13 protein-coding genes are annotated in these 17,008 nt (G+C 68.9%); 6 read left to right on the forward strand and 7 right to left on the reverse strand.

The window, feature by feature from the left end:
• The first annotated feature begins 150 nt into the window (after window positions 1-150).
• On the forward strand, window positions 151-1,323 hold the full coding sequence (locus ACIBCN_RS42270; RefSeq protein WP_396998233.1) for a glycosyltransferase family 4 protein: 1,173 nt from the start codon (window positions 151-153) through the stop codon (window positions 1,321-1,323).
• Between the two features lie 30 nt (window positions 1,324-1,353).
• Here the strand turns inward: ACIBCN_RS42270 and ACIBCN_RS42275 are convergent, their stop codons facing one another.
• On the reverse strand, window positions 1,354-3,078 hold the full coding sequence (locus ACIBCN_RS42275) for a hypothetical protein (RefSeq protein WP_396998402.1): 1,725 nt from the start codon (window positions 3,076-3,078) through the stop codon (window positions 1,354-1,356).
• An 86-nt stretch (window positions 3,079-3,164) separates the two neighbouring features.
• Here ACIBCN_RS42275 and ACIBCN_RS42280 point away from each other — a divergent pair, with 86 nt between their 5' ends.
• Both ACIBCN_RS42280 and ACIBCN_RS42285 read left to right on the forward strand, forming a co-directional pair.
• Window positions 3,165-3,587 carry a hypothetical protein gene (locus ACIBCN_RS42280; RefSeq protein WP_396998234.1) on the forward strand — a complete coding sequence of 141 codons (423 nt, stop codon included), beginning with the start codon at window positions 3,165-3,167 and terminating at the stop codon, window positions 3,585-3,587.
• 59 nt (window positions 3,588-3,646) lie between these two features.
• Entirely contained in the window at window positions 3,647-4,891 is a 1,245-nt protein-coding gene (locus ACIBCN_RS42285; protein ID WP_396998235.1) for a polysaccharide biosynthesis protein, read from the forward strand.
• Between the two features lie 442 nt (window positions 4,892-5,333).
• Here the strand turns inward: ACIBCN_RS42285 and ACIBCN_RS42290 are convergent, their stop codons facing one another.
• Window positions 5,334-6,461 carry a DUF3068 domain-containing protein gene (locus ACIBCN_RS42290; RefSeq protein WP_396998236.1) on the reverse strand — a complete coding sequence of 376 codons (1,128 nt, stop codon included), beginning with the start codon at window positions 6,459-6,461 and terminating at the stop codon, window positions 5,334-5,336.
• Between the two features lie 203 nt (window positions 6,462-6,664).
• On the opposite strand from ACIBCN_RS42290, the gene ACIBCN_RS42295 reads away from it, so the two are divergent.
• Window positions 6,665-7,873, forward strand: a complete 1,209-nt coding sequence (locus ACIBCN_RS42295; protein WP_396998237.1) for an acyltransferase family protein — start codon at window positions 6,665-6,667, stop codon at window positions 7,871-7,873.
• A 5-nt stretch (window positions 7,874-7,878) separates the two neighbouring features.
• On the opposite strand, the gene ACIBCN_RS42300 is transcribed toward ACIBCN_RS42295, so the two are convergent.
• The 5 genes from ACIBCN_RS42300 to ACIBCN_RS42320 all read right to left on the reverse strand — a co-directional run bounded on the left by ACIBCN_RS42300 (window position 7,879) and on the right by ACIBCN_RS42320 (window position 14,887).
• Entirely contained in the window at window positions 7,879-8,352 is a 474-nt protein-coding gene (locus ACIBCN_RS42300; protein ID WP_396998404.1) for a DinB family protein, read from the reverse strand.
• A 121-nt stretch (window positions 8,353-8,473) separates the two neighbouring features.
• Complete coding sequence (locus ACIBCN_RS42305; protein ID WP_396998239.1) at window positions 8,474-12,736, reverse strand: alpha-(1->3)-arabinofuranosyltransferase family protein; 4,263 nt, start codon at window positions 12,734-12,736, stop codon at window positions 8,474-8,476.
• Window positions 12,737-12,863: 127 nt separating this feature from the next.
• On the reverse strand, window positions 12,864-13,034 hold the full coding sequence (locus ACIBCN_RS42310) for a DUF2613 domain-containing protein (RefSeq protein ID WP_396998241.1): 171 nt from the start codon (window positions 13,032-13,034) through the stop codon (window positions 12,864-12,866).
• Between the two features lie 171 nt (window positions 13,035-13,205).
• Window positions 13,206-14,297: an isochorismate synthase MenF gene (locus tag ACIBCN_RS42315; protein ID WP_396998243.1), complete on the reverse strand. Its 1,092-nt coding sequence runs from the start codon at window positions 14,295-14,297 to the stop codon at window positions 13,206-13,208.
• Between the two features lie 101 nt (window positions 14,298-14,398).
• On the reverse strand, window positions 14,399-14,887 hold the full coding sequence (locus ACIBCN_RS42320) for a universal stress protein (protein ID WP_396998245.1): 489 nt from the start codon (window positions 14,885-14,887) through the stop codon (window positions 14,399-14,401).
• Between the two features lie 192 nt (window positions 14,888-15,079).
• On the opposite strand from ACIBCN_RS42320, the gene ACIBCN_RS42325 reads away from it, so the two are divergent.
• Window positions 15,080-16,243 (forward strand): glycoside hydrolase family 3 N-terminal domain-containing protein, encoded by a 1,164-nt coding sequence (locus ACIBCN_RS42325; RefSeq protein WP_396998247.1) that lies wholly within the window; start codon window positions 15,080-15,082, stop codon window positions 16,241-16,243.
• A gap of 88 nt (window positions 16,244-16,331) precedes the next feature.
• Complete coding sequence (locus tag ACIBCN_RS42330) at window positions 16,332-16,931, forward strand: TetR/AcrR family transcriptional regulator (RefSeq protein WP_396998249.1); 600 nt, start codon at window positions 16,332-16,334, stop codon at window positions 16,929-16,931.
• Window positions 16,932-17,008: the final 77 nt, after the last annotated feature.

The raw sequence follows: 17,008 nt of genomic DNA on the forward strand, positions 1-17,008 counted from the left end.
GCAGTAGTGCTCACCGGCCGGTGGCTCGGTTGACCAGCCTCACCCCAACCATTCACGCCCGGTCGTAGGCTCGCCGATCACTTCCCATTAGGGTGTACCGCGATATCCGACGTTCCCGACCGGGACCACCAGACCGAGAGAAGCTCGACCGTGCGCGAAGTCCTCCTGCTGTGCTGGCGAGACACCGGGCACCCGCAGGGCGGCGGCAGCGAGCGGTACCTCGAGCAGGTCGGCGCGCAGCTCGCCGCACGCGGGGTCAAGGTCACCCTGCGCACGGCCCGCTATCCCGGGGCGCCGAAACGTGAGCGCATCGACGGCATCGACATCAGCCGGGCAGGCGGCCGTTTCTCCGTGTACCCGCGGGCACTGGCCGCGATGGCACTCGGCAGGCTCGGCCTCGGACCGTTGCGCGGCCTGCGGCCCGATGCGGTGATCGACACGCAGAACGGCATCCCATTCTTCGCCACCGCCGCCACCAAGGCGCCCGCCGTCGTGCTGGTGCACCACGGGCACCGGGAACAGTGGCCGGTCGCCGGACGCCTGGTCGGCCGGATCGGCTGGTGGATCGAGTCGCGGCTGTCGCCGCGGGTGCATCGGCGCAACCAGTACCTGACCGTCTCGCTGCCCTCGGCCGAAGAACTGGCCACCCTCGGCGTCGCACAGTCCCGGATCGCGGTGGTGCGCAACGGTGCCGAACCGGTTCCCGCGGACGCGCCCACCGGCGCCACCGAAACCCGCACCGCGAACCCCCGCATCGTGGTGCTGTCCCGCCTGGTGCCGCACAAGCAGATCGAGGACGCGCTCGCCGTGGTCGCGCGACTACGAACCCGCATTCCCGGCCTGCACCTCGACGTGATCGGCGACGGCTGGTGGGGCGACAACCTGAAGGCCGGCGCGCAGCGCCTCGACATCGCAGGCGCGGTCACCTTCCATGGTCACGTCGATGAACGCCGTAAGCACGAATTGCTTTCCCGCGCTTGGGTACACGTGTTGCCTTCGCGCAAGGAAGGCTGGGGTCTCGCGGTGATCGAGGCCGCGCAGCACGGGGTGCCGACGATCGGCTACCGCAGTTCGCGTGGCCTCACCGACTCCATTGTCGACGGCGTGACCGGTCTGCTGGTCGATGACGTCGCCCAATTGTCCGATGCGGTAGGCGAATTGCTCGACGACCGGGCCGCGCGCACCGTCATGGGGGAGAAGGCGCGCTCACGGGCGCGTGAATTCTCTTGGGAGCAAACGGGAAATGGGGTGTACGACGTGTTGTCCGCCATCGCTCGCGGAGCGCACTCTTCCGGACTGATCGCTCCCCGCTCCACCCACTGAGCCTGCGCATACCGCCGCCGAGGTCGCGTCTCAGCCGTGCCCCGTTGCGTCTGTCGGGTCGGCGCGAATCGCCGCGGGGCAGCGCTTGCGGCGGGTGACCGTTGCGATGAGTGGGCCGCCGATGAGGAGGGCTACCCAGAGTGCGTGTGCCGCAATGGCAAAGGTGCGATCCGTCGACGACGCCTCGTGCTGCTGGATCGTTCCGGGGACTCGGTACAGCGTGAGGTCGGCGTCGCTGAACATCGGCTCGAGTTGTGCGAGTGCTGTTTTCGATTCGCCGAGCGGGCCCGGCGTTCCGCGTTCGAGAAGGACCCAGCCGACGCCGAGGTCGGCCAGCTGCTGAGCTGAACCACCGTGCAGCAGCAGGGTTTCCACCTCGCGTGCGCGGTTTCCTTCACCGGATACCGTACGCCCGCGCACCGGAAGTTCGCCGGTTTGCAGGACGTCCTGGGGTAGCAGGCGGGGAGCAGGGTCCAGCACCGGTGCCTTTCCGCTGTATCGGAACTTCCGGAACATCCCGCCCGGCACTACCGCGACATCGCCAGGGCCCGCCATCTGTCCGGCGACCTGCTGCCACCCCGCCGGGTAGTGCACAGGTCGCATCGCGCCGCCGACACCCCACGCGAGATCGAGCAACGGCAGCGCCAGCAGGCTGATGAGAATCGTCGCGACCGTACCCGTCACAGTTGGGGATAACTTCGAGACAGGTGGGTTGTCGGTTGGCGCGGCCACCTGGCCGGCCGAGAATCGTCTGGCGAGCGCCCCGCACCCCGCGGCGGCGCACAACGCGTAGGCCGGCATCGCCAGCGCCACATATTTCTGGGTATCGCGCAGCAAGCCCGCGCCGGGCACGTGGGCGACGAGCCACTCCAGCACGTGCATGCCCCACGGAGTCGCGCCGAGTGCGGGCAGCAGAATGGCCAACGCCGCGAGCACGACGAGTGCGCGGCGCACGTATCGATCGGTGCCGTCGGAGATCACCGAACGCACGCCGGTCGCGACGATGACGAGCAGCAGCACAGTTGCGAACAACGCGAGAAGTGTGGTGCGCGAACCGGGTACCGCGTCGCTGTTCCAGATGCCGCCGAGCCCGGCCAGACTGCCCAGCGTGCCGAGACCGGGTTCGGCGCGGGCGGCGAACGCGGCGATACCCGCCGGATCCGACGGTTCGCTGGCTGCCCCGGACAACGTGGTGGCGGCCAACCACGGCACGGACGTGGCGATCAGCAATGCCAGCACGCCGGCCAGCCGCCGTCGCCCAGCCAGCGACAACGCGGTGATACCGGCGAGCAGGGCACCGGTCGGCGTAAGCCCTGCCGCGGCAAGGCATCCCGCCACACCTGCCCAAGCGCCCGCGGTACCGTCGGTCCGAATCCGATACGCGGCCAGGGCAACCCACGGGAGCGCGGCATACCCGGCGAGCAAACTCCAGTGACCTTGCGCAAGGCGTTCGGTCACATACGGATTCCACAGCGCCACCGTGGCGGCCACCAGTTGTGCACCGATCGACGCGCCCAACAGTTCGCGCGCCAGCACCGCGGCTCCGTAGCCTGCTGCCCAGAGCGCGACGAGCAGAATCGCTTTGACGATCAGACCGCCATCGATGACCGGTGACAGTACCGCGAGCAACGCATCCTGCGGCACGGCCCGCGGCGCGGCATCGCCGAGCCCGAGCGCCGAATCGGTCAGGTAAGACCGCGGCGTACTCACCGCATCCCGCAGCAGCAGATACCCGGAACCGAGCAGCGGACCCATGATGAGCAGCGCAAGCACCGCGCTGTACCCGGCAGGGGCCAGCTGCACCCACCGGTCGCGTCGCGTCCGCCCGCTCTCCGTCACGCTTGTGCACCCTACGGTCCGACGTCGCACCGCACCGACCCGCACACGGCGCCGCGGCGGTCGGAAAAGAATTCGGCACGCACGTCCGGCAGCCATATCCTGATTCGGCGGTTCGGAGATCCCCGCAGGAGAAGAAGCAGCTGAGCTACGCCAAGGACCGCCGCAACAGCTACGGCGAGAACGACAAGGCGTCGCGCAAGAACCTGCCGCGCTCACGAGCGCGGGCGCACCGCGCCAACCGGCACCGGGCTCACCAGGATCTGCAAGGCGCCGCCGGGCTGCTCGATGTCGAGGTCTCGGACGCCGCCGACGTGCGCCTGCGCGGTCGCCGCCCCAAGGCATTCGTGAAACACCCCGACGTCCCACTCGCCGTGCACCTGCGCTGGCGGCTCGACCGGCGACAGGCGGTTGATCGGCCGATCTGAGCCGGGCCCGGGGCAGGTGCGGCAGGGCGGGACGCCGCCGCTGACTCGCAGGTGGGACGATGGCGGACGTGTCTGCTGTCCGTCGGTTTCCTGTGGTGGCGGATCTGACGTTGGTTACGGCGGGGGCGATGACCGCCAATGTGGCGGGGTATCTGCTGCAGTTGCTGGCCGGGCGGTGGCTTGGGGTTTCCGGGTACAGCGAGTTCGCGAGTTTGCTCGCGGTGCAGCTGCTGTGTGCGGTGCCCGCGTTGGCGTTGCAGAACGTGGTGGCCAGGGAGCTGGTCCGGGGGGCAGGCGTCGCGGCGCTGCGCGGATTGCAGTGGCGGTGCGCGGTGATCGTCGCGGTGGTTGTCGCGGTCTTGGTGCCGGTGGTGACCAGTGCGTTGAATGTCGGCGTCGCGGCGTGTGCGGCGGCCCTCGGTGCGGCGCCCGCGTTGGTGCTGCTGTCGGGGGAGCAGGGAGTTCTGCAGGGCGGCAGGAGGTTTCGGGCGTTAGGCGTGGTGCTCGGTGCCGCCGGAATGCTCCGGGTCGCGCCCGCGCTTGTGGTGCTCGCCGTGGGTGGTGGCGCCGCGCTTGCCCTCTGCGCGGCCGCGTTGGGCATCGCGGTTGCCGCGGTGTTCGCGCGATTCGTCGCCGGGACGCCGTCCGCGCGAACTCGTACCGGCACCGACGAGATAGCTCACGCCATCGGGGTACTTCCAGTGCTGCGGGCCGCGCAGGTACAGGCGGCGCTGATGGCGCTGTCGTCCACGGACTTGATCGTGGTCCGGATGGTCCTCGACGACGCGGACGCCAGCCGCTACGCGCTCGGCACCATCGCCGCGAAGATCGCGTTCTGGTTGCCGCAGGCCGTCGGTGTCGTGCTGTATCCACGGATGGCCCAGCCCACGCATTCGGCGCGCGCGATCAGATCGGCACTCGCGGTGTTGTCGGGCATCGGTGTCGTCGCTGTTGGCTGCGCCGCTCTCGCCGCGCCGCTGGCTCCGCTACTGGCAGGCCGGGATTACGCCCCGATCCAGGGCTTGCTGTGGCTGTTCGCCTTGCACGGCGCCATCCTCGCGGTCCTGCAGGGCGCGATGCTCTCCGCGATCGCGGTGGACCGCACCGCCCTGGCCGCACTGACCTGGCTCGGCCTGGCCGTCGAAGTGACACTGATGGTTTCGTTCGCCCGCTCGATCCCGACCCTCATCACCACGGTCGCCTCGGTCGCCTCGGTCACCACCATCGTGGTCGCGATCATCGTCCTGCGCACCGCCGATCGTGATAGTAGCGTGCGAGCCCTCGAACCCGAGCGATTGCCGTAACCTGTCACGGCGCCGCCGCGAAGCCCCACACATAGCTTTGCCCGGCGCGAACCAATTCACTGGAGAAGCCATGCGCTGTCACATAATTCGTGCGCGCGACGCATCGCTGTGGCCGTCGGGTGCCAACTGAACCGGCCGACTCGTCTACCTCCGACCGCCGGTGCGCACAGATTTGCCCGACGCCAACGAAATCACTGAAGGAGCATGTGCCGCCACGTAATTCGCCTAAGCAGCGATGTATCGCTGTGTACACGTTGAGGACCCAACGCATCAACTGATTTCGTTAGTACATGGGTAACTCATCGGGCACCAGCTGACCCGGCCAATTCCTCAGTCCGCCGGCCGCCAACGCTATTGTGCGGCACTTAGTCTGGCTTGAATACGCGGAGAGGCGGAAAAGGCCCCCGGTCGGTGTGACCGGGGGCCGAACTTCTCAACTAACTCAAGGCTGCTTCGTGATCTTGATCTGCTCGGTCGGCGGCTCATTGTCCGCCCGGCGCGCGCCACGACCCTGGCTGAGCGGCCCGCCGCCGCCCGCCGCGGCAGCCGTCGAACCGCCGCCGCGAATCCCGAGGACGGCACCGACGATCAGCGCGATGACACCGAGCACGCCGAGCACGATCGGCATGATCCGCCCGTACAGCGACAGCTTGTCGATGTTCTCCTTGGCGACCGAGATCTGCGACTCGATGGTGTTCTCGTCGAACACGATGTGCGACTTCAGCGCGGTGACCTCGGGCTTGGCATCCCGCCCGTAGTACAGGTGGATCTGCTCGCCACCCTTGATCACGGTGCCGGTCTTCGGCTCGACCCACAGGTCACGGGTGTTGGTGTACCAGCGCGCCATGGTGACGTCGCCGTCGCCGGGCACGCCCCACTTCGCGGCGGGGAAGGTGAGCTTGTTGGTCGGCGCCTTCACCACGTCGTACAGGTTGGTCGCCGGAATGGTCTGCTGGAAGTGATAGACCTTCATGTTGTTGATCTCGGACTCCTCGACGAAGTTGACGTCGGAGGTCTTGCGCGCGTTGAGATCGAAGTACGGGTAGGACTTCTTCTCGGTACCGATCGGGAAGCGGTACTGCAGGCCGGTGTGCTGCACCGGATCCGCGACCGACTTCATGTTCTTGTCCACGGTGACCGCGATGGAGCCGTTCGGATCCTTCGCGACGGGCTCACCGGACTTGCGGTCGATGGTGACCCGGTCGATGGTCGCGGTGAGCAGGCCGGTGTCGCCCTGCTTGTCGATGCGGCGCAACGTCTGACCCGCCTGCACCGTCATCTCGTCGGCATCCGAGGGCTCTTCGACGGTGAGGAAGCGCTGCGAGACCAGCGGCACGTTCGAGTCGATCTTCGCGGCACCCTCCGGCGCGGTGAGCGACTTGGAGTCGAGCACCAGGCTGTCCTCGCCGGGCACATTGGTCGCGATGGTGGTGATCTCGAGATCGAGAGGAGTCTTCGCCAGTTTGCCGACGGTGTAGGTCGGGATCAGCAGCGCGGCGACAATCAGCAACGCGCCGAGACCCACGAGCAGGCAGGCCACCGTCCTTCTGGTTCCGGCACTCAGTGCCATGCAAACTCTCCTCGTCGTAGAACAGGGGTCGTTCCGGCGAGTACGGCGGGCCGACCGCGGCACTCGTGAGCCCCGACACTAACAGTCCGGTGTCGTACCATGCGGTGCCGAGGCCGGAAACGGCCGAGAAATCGCCCGAGTTTAGCGCGGAATGTGAAACGTCGAGTTATCACCTAATAATTGGCAAGGCAGACTGGAGCCCGATGACTGAAGGATCGCCGACCGCCCTTGTTGCCGACGCCCCGGCGACCGACTCGGTGTCGACCCGCGCCTTTCTCCCCGCGCTCGAAGGCATGCGTGGCATGGCCGCGCTCGGTGTCTTGCTGACGCACGTCGCGTTCCAGACCGGGGCCGCCGGGATGCCGGTGATCGGGCGGGTGTGGGGGCGGTTCGATATGGCGGTCGCGGTGTTCTTTTCGCTCTCCGGCTTTCTGCTCTGGCGTCCGCATGCCGCCGCGGCGCGCGGGCTCGGCCGTGCGCCGTCGCTCGGTTACTACCTGCGGCATCGCGCGGCGCGCATCCTGCCCGCGTATTGGGCTGTGGTCTGTGTGGTGCTGGTGCTGCTGCCGAGCGCGGCCGGGACCGCGGGGTTGCGTGTCTGGGTGTCGAATCTGGCGCTGCTGCAGGTGTTCGTGCCGTTGACGCTGACCGATGGGCTCACTCAGATGTGGAGTCTTTCGGTCGAGGTGGCCTTCTATCTGGTTTTGCCGGTGCTGGCGTTCGCGGCGGTGTGGTTGCGCGGCAGCGCGGTTCGGTGGCGGGTTCCGGTGCTGCTCGGCCTGGCGGCGGTGTGCCTGAGTTGGAACTTCATTCCGGTGCCGACGCCCGACGCGATCCATTCCGACAATTGGTTGCCCGGATATCTGCCGTGGTTCGCGATGGGAATGGTGCTCGCCGAACTATCTTTTGGTAGCCAACGGCTATCGCCGTGGCGTCGGCTGGCGGGGAATCAGTGGTTGATGTGGACCATCGCGCTGGCCGCCTTCCTGGTCTCGGCCACCGATATCGGCGGTCCCGGCGGGCTGACGCACGCCGAGCCGTGGCAGTACGCGTCGAAGATGGGGCTGGGCGCGATCATCGGCTTCGCGCTGCTGGCCCCGCTGGTGCTCGGCGATCCCGGCCGACCGCATCGATGGCTGACATCGCGGGTCGCCGCGACCATCGGGCGTTGGTCCTACGGAATCTTCCTCTGGCATCTGGCGGTGCTGTGGGTGGTGTTCCCGGTATTCGGGATCGTGCCGTTCAGCGGGGACTTCGGATACGTCGTCGTGCTCACGATCGTGCTGACCCTGCCGGTCGCGGCGGCCAGCTACGCGTTGATCGAGGAGCCGATGCGGCAGTGGGCGCGCGGCCGGGATCGGGCGAAGCCGACCGAAGAGGTCGAAGAGGAAGACCGGCTCGCGGCACCGTGATCGCCTCAGTTGTCCAGCTGCCGGTGCATGTCGAGCAGGTGGTGACGGAGTTCGTGCAGCGTGTGCACCGCGAGCCAGCGTAGCGAACGTTCTTGCGGCTCTGGGTAACTGAAGATCAGCGTCCGTTCCCAGTCGGCGGCCGGCAGCCGCTCGAGCACATTGGCGAACAGTTGCGCCGCGTCCCTGAGCTGGCGGCCGACATCCGACGGCTTCTGGTCCGCGTAGCCGTCGTGCTCGACCCGCTCGTCGCGTCCCATCGGCGTGGTGTCGGGCGTCGTGCTGCGCCGGGCCGCGAGTACGCGCTCGCGTTGCATGAGCAGCACATCCCGCATGTGGCACGCGTATTCGAGTGGCGACCAGGTATCGGGCTTCGGTCGCTGCCGCAGTTTCGGTGAGTCGGTGAGGAGCAGGTCCGCGTATTCCACCGCGTGCTCTCTGGCCAACGGCGCGACATCGGCCGCGCGGGTCAGGTCGTAGATGAAACCGCATTCCGCACAGGTACTCACGCCTCCACCTCGCTAGCGCTCGGTCCCATCGTGCGTACCCGCACGCAGTCGTTTCGGTTCTCTCGCTGACGCTCGCTCACGCGGCGTCACATTATCAACGAGGTCCGTTGCGCCGCAGCCCGAATGGTCGACCGGGCGGCAGCGCGGCGACGCCCACCGCGACCACCGCGAGCACGGCGGGCAGTTGTGCCCACAGCGAACCGCCCAGGTAGCCACCCGAGGCGCGCCACGGGCCGGTCGATAGCGCGGCCGCCGACAGTGCCGTGCCGACACCCGCCACGATGACCAGCGCTCTCGGCGCGAACTGTGGATAGAAGTGGGCGGCGGCGAGTGTGCCTGCGGCGATGATGGTTCCGACCGGACCGGCGATCAAGGTCGCCGCGGCCGCCAGGCCGATCGCGCCGAGCCAGCGGGGGCCCCAGGTACGCGGTGTGGAATCCGATTCGCCGCCAATGGCATTCACTTCGGAGTCGGCCTGATCAGGCAGGGGATCCGCCTTGGATGCCACCTTCTTGGGGGCACGTGCGCGCCGCGGAATGGCCAATGCGATCAGTGGGAGGAGTAGGAATAGCCCGCCGAAGATGCCGAGGCGGTACCAGCGGTCGGTGGGGAACGAGACGGTGACGGGTCCGGTGGCATCGGCTGGCAGCAGCCAGGCCTGCTGCCAGCCGTCGATGACCACAGGTTTCAAGGCGCGTCCGTCGGAAGTCGTTGCGTGCCAGCCGACGTTCGTGCTCAACGGCAGCACGAGCAGCCGGGTCCCCGCAGCCGATTCGGCCGGTGCGGCGAGCCCGGCGCGGTCGAGGCGGAGTCGGTCGACGAAGAACAGGTCGGTCGGCCCGACGGTGACATCGGCGCGGCCCTGCGGCAGCGCGAGCGCGCCGGAATCGGGCTGGGGCGCACTGTCGTCCGCGCAAAGGCGGGCGGGAACCGGGGTGCCGGAACGGAGTTGGTCCGCGGTGGCGGTCACCGTGGTGCGCCGCAGCTGTCCATCGATATTGATGGTGGGGCCGATTTCGCATGGGACGGTGATCTCCCGGTCCAGCGCAGCGGGCGCGGGGTAGTCCGGGCCGAGTACCGACACCTCGGCCAGGCCGGGCGGCTGCGACTGGACGAAGCCGAGCGCCGTCATGTCCAGCACCGGCTGCCATGACTGGATGCTCAGCTCGATGCGATCGGTCACATAGGGATGCAAGGAAATTCGAGCGGGCGTGCCGGGATCGCGCTTTTCCAGCTCGCGCACCTGCGGGCCGTCGCCGAGGTTGACCGCCACCGAGGTGGGTGCGGCGGGCAGGCCACCGAGCGACGGGGTCAAGGCCAGCCCGGTCACCAGCGCGGGCTCGGGCAGTTCGATGGTGAGGGTGGGCTTGGCGCCGGTCAGTGTCCGCACCGAGTCTTCCGGTGCGGTCCAACTGGTGCGCGGATCGCCATCGGTCGCGGCGAACGCGGCGCCGCGCAGGTCGCCGACGTCGGCCTTGCCTCTGGCCACCGGGTGGTCGTGGTCGGTGAGCAGCGCCTCCAACGCGGGGCCCTGCCTGGTCCGGACGGTCAGCTCGGGCGTGACGGACATGGGTTCGGGCACCGGCAGCGTGCGCTCGAAGGTGCCGGGCTCCTCGGGCGCCAAGGCGAGGGCCTTGCTGCAGCGCACGCGATTCGGCGTATCGAAACACGCACTGCGCCCGGGAAATTCCTGCCCGAGATCCCACCAACGGACTCGCGCACCCGCCTGCGTCGGTGGGAGTACGGTCCGGTGCCGGATGTCGACGCGGACCGGCTGCTCGCGGTCGGCGTAGTCGTCCAGGGTGAGCTCGCTGATGCCGAACTGCCCGCCGCTCTTGCCGGTCTCGGTGCGGACCGCGGTGATGGTGGCCCACTGTGTCTTTCCCGCCGGCAGCGAAACCGACACCGGCTTACCGGGTTCGGGGATGCGAGTGGTCACGGTGCCGTTGGCGGTGCGCACCTCCACCCACTTCACCGGATCGCCGATTGCCGCCGCGCTGGTGCTGAAGGTCAGTTGCCCGACGCGGATCGGCTGCGCCAGGTCGAGTCGAAGCCATTGTCCGAGTGCGTGTTCGGCGCCATTGCTGATCCAAGCCGTTGCCGGATCGCCGTCCACGACGGCAGCGGTGGAGCTGCCCGGTGCGGCGCCACCGAGCTGGGTGGCGTCGGCGGCCGAGCTGGACGCGGTGATGGTCGCACCCGACCATTCCCCGCGCACCAGTTCGGCGCCGGGCACCGGGTAGTCGGGCACCAGGTTGTGCGTGCGGCGGGCGTCGTCGGGGGCGCGGACGGCGGAATTGTGGTTGTCGACGCGACCGAAGTCCGACTCCCGATCCATCGGGGTGTCGGTGACGGTCAACGGTTCACTCGGCAGCCCGGCGCGCGTCGCGTCGGCGGCGAGCAGGAAGGGGGTGGCGGTGGTCCCCGGGTCGCGGTGCAGCCGCTCGAGCACTTCGGGCCCGCCTTGCACGACGGGTACCGCGCCGAGCGGAACCGTGTACGCGCCGGGGAACGATTGCGGCGCACCGGTTCCGCCGCGCACCTCGGTCGGCGTTCCCGGCGTCGGTGTCCGCACCCGGTAGATCTCGACCGCCGGGTACGCGGGCCGCAGATCACCGTCGGCGACCAGATCCTCGGCGATGACCTTGGCTTCGATCGGATCGCCGAACTCGGCCACCTTCGTCAGGCCGGGCGAACCTTCGATCGCGCTGTGCGCCAGCATCGGCCGGGTCGATCGCGACGTCTCCGGATCGAGATCGTTGCGCAGCACCAGAATTCCGATGCCCTGCCCGGCCAGTGTCGCCGCGAGTCCGGCCGACGGTCTGCCGTCGGCGATCAGCCGCTGCACCGAATCCATCGCGCGGATGGTGCCCGGCGGGTTCAGCGGCACCGCGTCGCGGATCGCCCACGGCGTGCTCGCCAATGCCTGCAGCGGCTCGTCGCGGGTCAGTCCCCACACCTGACTGCCGAACGGTGCGCCCGGCACCACCAGCGCGCGGGTGTCGGAAGCGTTGTGGTGCAACCAGTCCGCGGTCTGCTGCCAATATGCGGGCACCGCGTCGTAGGCGCCGCGCGGGGCCAGCTTGCCGGTCCAGGCGAGCGAGGTGGACAGGGTCAGCGCGGTCAAGATCAGCGCGGCCACCGCGACGGAACGATCCCGCTCCGGATGCGCGAACGCGCTGCGCCACTGCGGCATCGGCACCGAGGCGGGCAGCGGCACCCTGGCCAGCAGCTGAGCGAGGCCGAGCACCAACGGGATGCGGATCAGCGGCTCCAGCTTGTGCACATTGCGCAGCGGCGCGCCGCCGGAATCCAGGAACACCCGGACCGAATTCGCGAACGGCCCGCCGAGCTCGCCGACGTATCCGGCGCAGATGCCGACCAGCCCGACGCAGAGGATCAATGTCAGCCGCCCGCGAAACGGCATGGACCGCATGGCCAATCCCGCCAGGCCCGCGGCCGCGAGCAGCCCGGTGGCGAGTACCGCCGCCGGTTGGGTGACCAGCACCGCGCCCGCGATGCGCTCCGGCGAGACGAACGGCGTCCAGCTGTCGGTACCGCGCAGCACCTCGGCCAGCGAGGCCCATTGCGTTGTCACCCCGGAGGATTCGATGTAATCCAGGAACGGCGGACTCACCTTGCCGAGCAGCAGCAGCGGCACCGCCCACCAGAACGTGGCGAGCACGAGCAACGGAACCCAGGCTCTGGTGAACCGCCACCACTCCCGGTTCGGCCGGTACGAGGCCCACCACAGCAGCGCGGGCAAGAAGGCCGCGACCGTCGCCACGGCATTGACCGACCCCATCAGCGCGAGTGCCAGCGCGCTTCCGGCCGCCGATGCCGCCCCGCCGCGTCGTCCGGGTGGCTCTGGTGGTTGCGCGGTGCTCGCCCGCCGCCGCTTTCGGTAGCCGATGCCCAGCGCGGCCGGCGCCAGCAATACCCACGGCGCCAGCATCATCGGCAGCGTCTCCGAGGAGATCGAGCCGAGCGTGGTCAGCACGCGGGGGGACAGCGCGAACGTGGCCGCCGCGACGATGCGGGAGCCGCGGCTGCCGATGCCGAGGGTCTCGCAGAGCCGGATGATGCCCCAGAAGCCGGCGAGCAGCAGTAATGCCCACCAGATTCGCTGGGTGGCCCAGGCGGGCAGGCCGAGTACATGGCCGAGTGAGAAGAAGGTGCCGTGCGGGAAGAAGTAGCCGTAGGCCTGGTTCTGCACCTGACCCATCGGGGCCTGGCTGCTCCACAGGTGGCTGGCGCGTTCGAGGAATCCCAGCGGATTCTGCGCGAGGTCGTATTTGGTGTCGGCGACCGTGCGTCCTGGCGTCTGCAGGAAGGTCAGCAGGAACGCCGCGAGCACCGTCGCGGCGAACCAGCGGCTACCCAGCGGCGCGGTACCGAGCGCTTGCGAGCCGCGGATGCGCGCGGCCGCATCGTGCCGCCGCGCCGCCGGTTCGAGCGAGTCGGCAGGTGAAGCGGGGGTCAGCTCAGCGACTGCCGTACTCGACGTTGCTCAGCAACGAGGAGTCCTTGTCGCCGCTGCGGTCGATGTCCGGCCGCGAGTTCTGCTGTACCGCCACCGTGACGAGGAGCACCGCGATCACGCCGAGTACGGCGCCGCCGACAGCACTCGCAACACCAGGAACAGCAAACTTCATTGCGGCACTCCAATACATCGATGCAGGCACATTCCCGGTCAACCTAGCAGCCCGGTCCGGTCTCCGGTGCGTTCAGCCCGCCGATTCTCGGCAGGTAACGCGGCTGGGGCGGTGATCACAGTGGATTCACGGCGCTATCAGCGCGCGCGGGGCGGCACCCATCGGGTCGGGTCAGTGTGCCGGGATCGCGCAGTGCAGGCCGCCGAGCAGGGTGCGCAGCTTGGTGGTGGTCTCGTCGAGCTCGGCCTTGGGTTCCGAGGCGGCGACGATGCCGCCGCCCGCGTAGGCCTGCACGGTGCGTCCGTCGGCCGACAACTCGGCGCAGCGGATAGCGACCACCCACGCGCCGTCGCCGCTCGCGTCGCACCAGCCGACCGCTCCGCCGTAAAAGCCGCGGTCTTCCTCCAGATCGGCGATCGTGTCGAGCGCGAGATCGGTCGGGGTACCGCACACGGCGGGCGTGGGGTGCAGCAGCAGCGCCAGCTCGAGGGCGGTGGTCGCGGGGTCGCGCAGCCGTCCGGTGATCGGGGTGGCGAGATGCCACACCTCGTGCGTGTTGATCAGTTCCGGGCCGTCGGGGATGGCCAGCTCGGCGCAGACCGGGGCGAGCTTTTCCCGAATCCAGTCGATGACGAAGGCGTGCTCGTCGCGATTCTTGGTGCTGGCCAGCAGGTCTCGGGCCTGGGCCGCGTCGTCGTCCTGGTCGGCGCGGCGCGGTGCGGTGCCCGCCAGCGGGCGGAGCGTGACCGTGTCGCCGTGCCGGGCGATGAGTACCTCGGGTGTGGCGCCGACCAGTGTCGCGCCGGTACGCCCGGCGGGGGTCAGGTCCACCGCGAACACATTCGCGTGCGGATGCCGCGTCAAGAGATGGGCCGCGACGAGTTCGGGCTCCAATGCGTCGGCGGCCTCCGCCACCACCGAGCGTGCCGCCACCACCTTGCGTAGCGGCTGCGCCGGATCCCTCAGCTGCTCAACGAGTTTCGTCACCCGCGCGATATGTTCAGCGGCACTGGGGATTTCGGTGACGAACTGCACCGCGGGCAGCTCGGGCAGCGCGGCGGGCCGCCACGGCCCCGCGGTGTGCAGCACCCGCTCGGGCACGCTCAACGCGGCAGGTCTACGCGGATCGAAGGGCAGCGCGCCGACGATCACCGCCGCGCCGTCGCGCAGCGCGGCCACCGCCCGATCAGCCTCGTCGAACGCGACCCGGCTACCGAAGGCCCGGACCACCCCGTCCGGCTGGGCAAGCAGGAATCCATCCATAGTCCCTCGACCCTAACCCCGCACCGGCCCCTCGAGCCTTGCCCGTGAGCGCCCTCACGACTCCACTTCGCTAGCGCTCGGCTGCGTGATGAGCGGGCCGGCTAGCCCGTTTTGGCGACTGGTTCTTTGCCCGGCGGGACCATGAGGACCGGGCGGTGGCAGTGCTTGAGGACCGCGTCGGCGACGCTGCTGTGCATCAGGGCGCGGATGCCGGTGGCGCCCCGGGTGCCCGCGACAATGATGTCGACGTCCAGGTCGTCGGCGCATTCGACGATGGCGTTCCAGATGGTCGTGGTGCACTCGGCGGTGCGCGCCTCGGCATTGAGCCCGGCGAGCTTGGCCAGCCGGACGCCCTCGGTGTTGACGGTGCGGGCGTCGACGTAGGCGACGTCCTCGATCTCCTCGTCGGGCACCCACTCCGGCTGCATCACCCCGGACAGGCCGGACAGGCGGGCGGCTTGGCGCACCATCGGCTCCCACGCGGTGAGCACGATGGCACGGTCCGCGCTGAGGAACCGCCCGGCGTATTCGATGGCCCGCTTGGCGTTCTCGGACCCGTCGTAGGCAATGAGCATCAGATCGCAAGGCACGATGACCTCCTGGTGGGAGACTCACGGCTGTTGATTAAGGCTACCTTGGCCGGGCCCGGCCCACCTGCTGCCGCGCGGAATCGATCTCGCGTCAGGACACCCGGCCCGGGTAACCACGCGGGCCGGCCCACTGGGCGATCAGGGCGCCCTCGCGCAGCCGCGGCTCGCGAGCGCTCTGTACCGTTGACCTCCATGCGGAAGACGCCCCTGCTCATGCTCGCCGTGCTGGCCGCCGTCGCGACCGCCTGCTCGAGCGGCGGTGCTGGCGATTCCACGCCGTCGCAGGCGGCGGGTGCCGAATCGACGGCTCGATCGTCAACGCAGGCAACACCATCCGCGAAACCGGATTGCGCGGCAGGCTATCTCGCGCAGTTCACCCTGCGGCAGAAGTTGGCGCAGCTGTTGACCGTTGGCATCACCGGCGACGCCGATGCCGCGAATGTGGTGCGCACCGAACAGGTCGGCGGAATCTTTGTAGGCAGCTGGACCGATCTCACGCTGCTTACCAGCGGTCAGCTCGACCAGGTCAAGCAGTCGGCCAAGGTGCCGCTGATGGTGACCATCGATGAGGAAGGCGGCCGCGTCTCCCGGGTGGGCAGCCTGATCGGTAAAGCGCCATCGGCCAGGGCGACCGCGCAGACCATGACCGCCGAACAGTTCCACGACGCCACGCTGACCAGGGGGCGAGCGCTGAAGGACCTCGGCGTGACGGTGGACTTCGCGCCGGACAGCGATGTGAGCGACCAGCCCGACGATTCCGTCATCGGCGACCGTTCCTTCTCCGATGATCCGGCCGTGGTCACCAAGTACGCCGACGCCTACATCCGGGCCATGCGCGAGGCCGGTGTCGGCACCGTGCTGAAGCACTTCCCCGGCCACGGCTCCGGCTCGGGCGATTCGCATCGCGGTGCGGTCCGCACGCCGCCGCTGGAGCGCCTGCAGACCGTCGACCTGGTCCCGTTCCGCAACCTGATCTCCTCCGGCGCGGGCGTGATGGTCGGCCACCTCGACGTCCCCGGGCTCACCACCAACGACGTGCCCGCGAGCATCAGCCCGGAGGTCATGGCGTTGCTGCGTGGGGGAAGCGGCTATGGTGCCGCGCCGTTCGACGGCCCGATCTTCACCGATGACCTGAGCGGTATGGCCGCGATCACCAGCCGGTTGTCCATCGCCGACGCGGTGGAGGCCGCGCTGGTCGCCGGTGCCGACAACGCGCTGTGGATCAGCACCGGCGCGGTATCCAGCGTGCTCGATCAGCTCGAGCAGGCGGTCGCGGCCGGCCGCTTGCCCTCGGCGCGGGTCGACGCGTCGGTGTTGCGGATGGCCACCTTCAAGGGCGCGCTTCCGCGCTGCTGAGCCACTGTTTCCGCGACTGCTGAGCAAATACGGCCCGCGGAACTTACCTTGGAGTAATATATGAGATTCACCATTGGTAGGAGAGTGGATGGCGGGCGGAACGAAGCGACTTCCTCGGGCGGTTCGTGAGCAGCAGATGCTCGATGCCGCCGTCGAGGTGTTCTCGCGGAAAGGCTTCCACGATACGTCGATGGATGCCATTGCCGCCGAGGCGAAGATATCGAAGCCGATGCTGTATCTGTACTACGGCTCCAAGGACGAATTGTTCCGCGCCTGCATCCAGCGCGAGGGGCTGCGCTTCATCGAATCGGTGGTGCCTGCGGGCAATCCGCAGCTGTCGCCGCATGAACAGGTGCGGGTCGCGCTGGAGGGTTTCCTCGGGTTCGTCGACCGCAATCGCCGCTCCTGGCAGGTGCTCTACCGGCAGGCCATCGGCCAGCAAGCGTTCGCGTCCGAGATCGAGAACGCCCGCGAGCGCGTCATCGAACTGACCGCCAAGCTGCTGGAATCCAGTGCCAAACACCCCGAGCCCGGCACCAACTTCGACGTGGTCGCGGTTGCCGTGATCGGCGCGGGCGAGGCCATCGCGGACCGGGTGGCCAGCGGCCGCATCGAGGTCTCCGAGGCCGTCGACCTGCTCGACGATCTCGCGTGGCGTGGTCTGGCGGGACGCAAAAAAGCGGAATAAGCGACGCCCGGATACCGACAGCGGTCGGTTCGCGCTGCCCGCGGTAATCGGTGCGTCGCGGTTGCCGTGCGGTTGAC

It is taken from the genome of Nocardia sp. NPDC051052, assembly GCF_044456045.1.
Lineage (GTDB): Bacteria > Actinomycetota > Actinomycetes > Mycobacteriales > Mycobacteriaceae > Nocardia.

Bases quoted from the DNA above. Each gene is read 5' to 3' on its own strand.
- ACIBCN_RS42275 (WP_396998402.1), bottom strand. From the start codon at position 3,078: ATGGGTCCGCTGCTCGGTTCCGGGTATCTGCTGCTGCGGGATGCGGTG.
- ACIBCN_RS42285 (WP_396998235.1), top strand. From the start codon at position 3,647: ATGGCGGACGTGTCTGCTGTCCGTCGGTTTCCTGTGGTGGCGGATCTG.
- ACIBCN_RS42290 (WP_396998236.1), bottom strand. From the start codon at position 6,461: ATGGCACTGAGTGCCGGAACCAGAAGGACGGTGGCCTGCCTGCTCGTG.
- ACIBCN_RS42295 (WP_396998237.1), top strand. From the start codon at position 6,665: ATGACTGAAGGATCGCCGACCGCCCTTGTTGCCGACGCCCCGGCGACC.
- ACIBCN_RS42310 (WP_396998241.1), bottom strand. From the start codon at position 13,034: ATGAAGTTTGCTGTTCCTGGTGTTGCGAGTGCTGTCGGCGGCGCCGTA.
- ACIBCN_RS42315 (WP_396998243.1), bottom strand. From the start codon at position 14,297: ATGGATGGATTCCTGCTTGCCCAGCCGGACGGGGTGGTCCGGGCCTTC.
- ACIBCN_RS42325 (WP_396998247.1), top strand. From the start codon at position 15,080: ATGCGGAAGACGCCCCTGCTCATGCTCGCCGTGCTGGCCGCCGTCGCG.
- ACIBCN_RS42330 (WP_396998249.1), top strand. From the start codon at position 16,332: ATGGCGGGCGGAACGAAGCGACTTCCTCGGGCGGTTCGTGAGCAGCAG.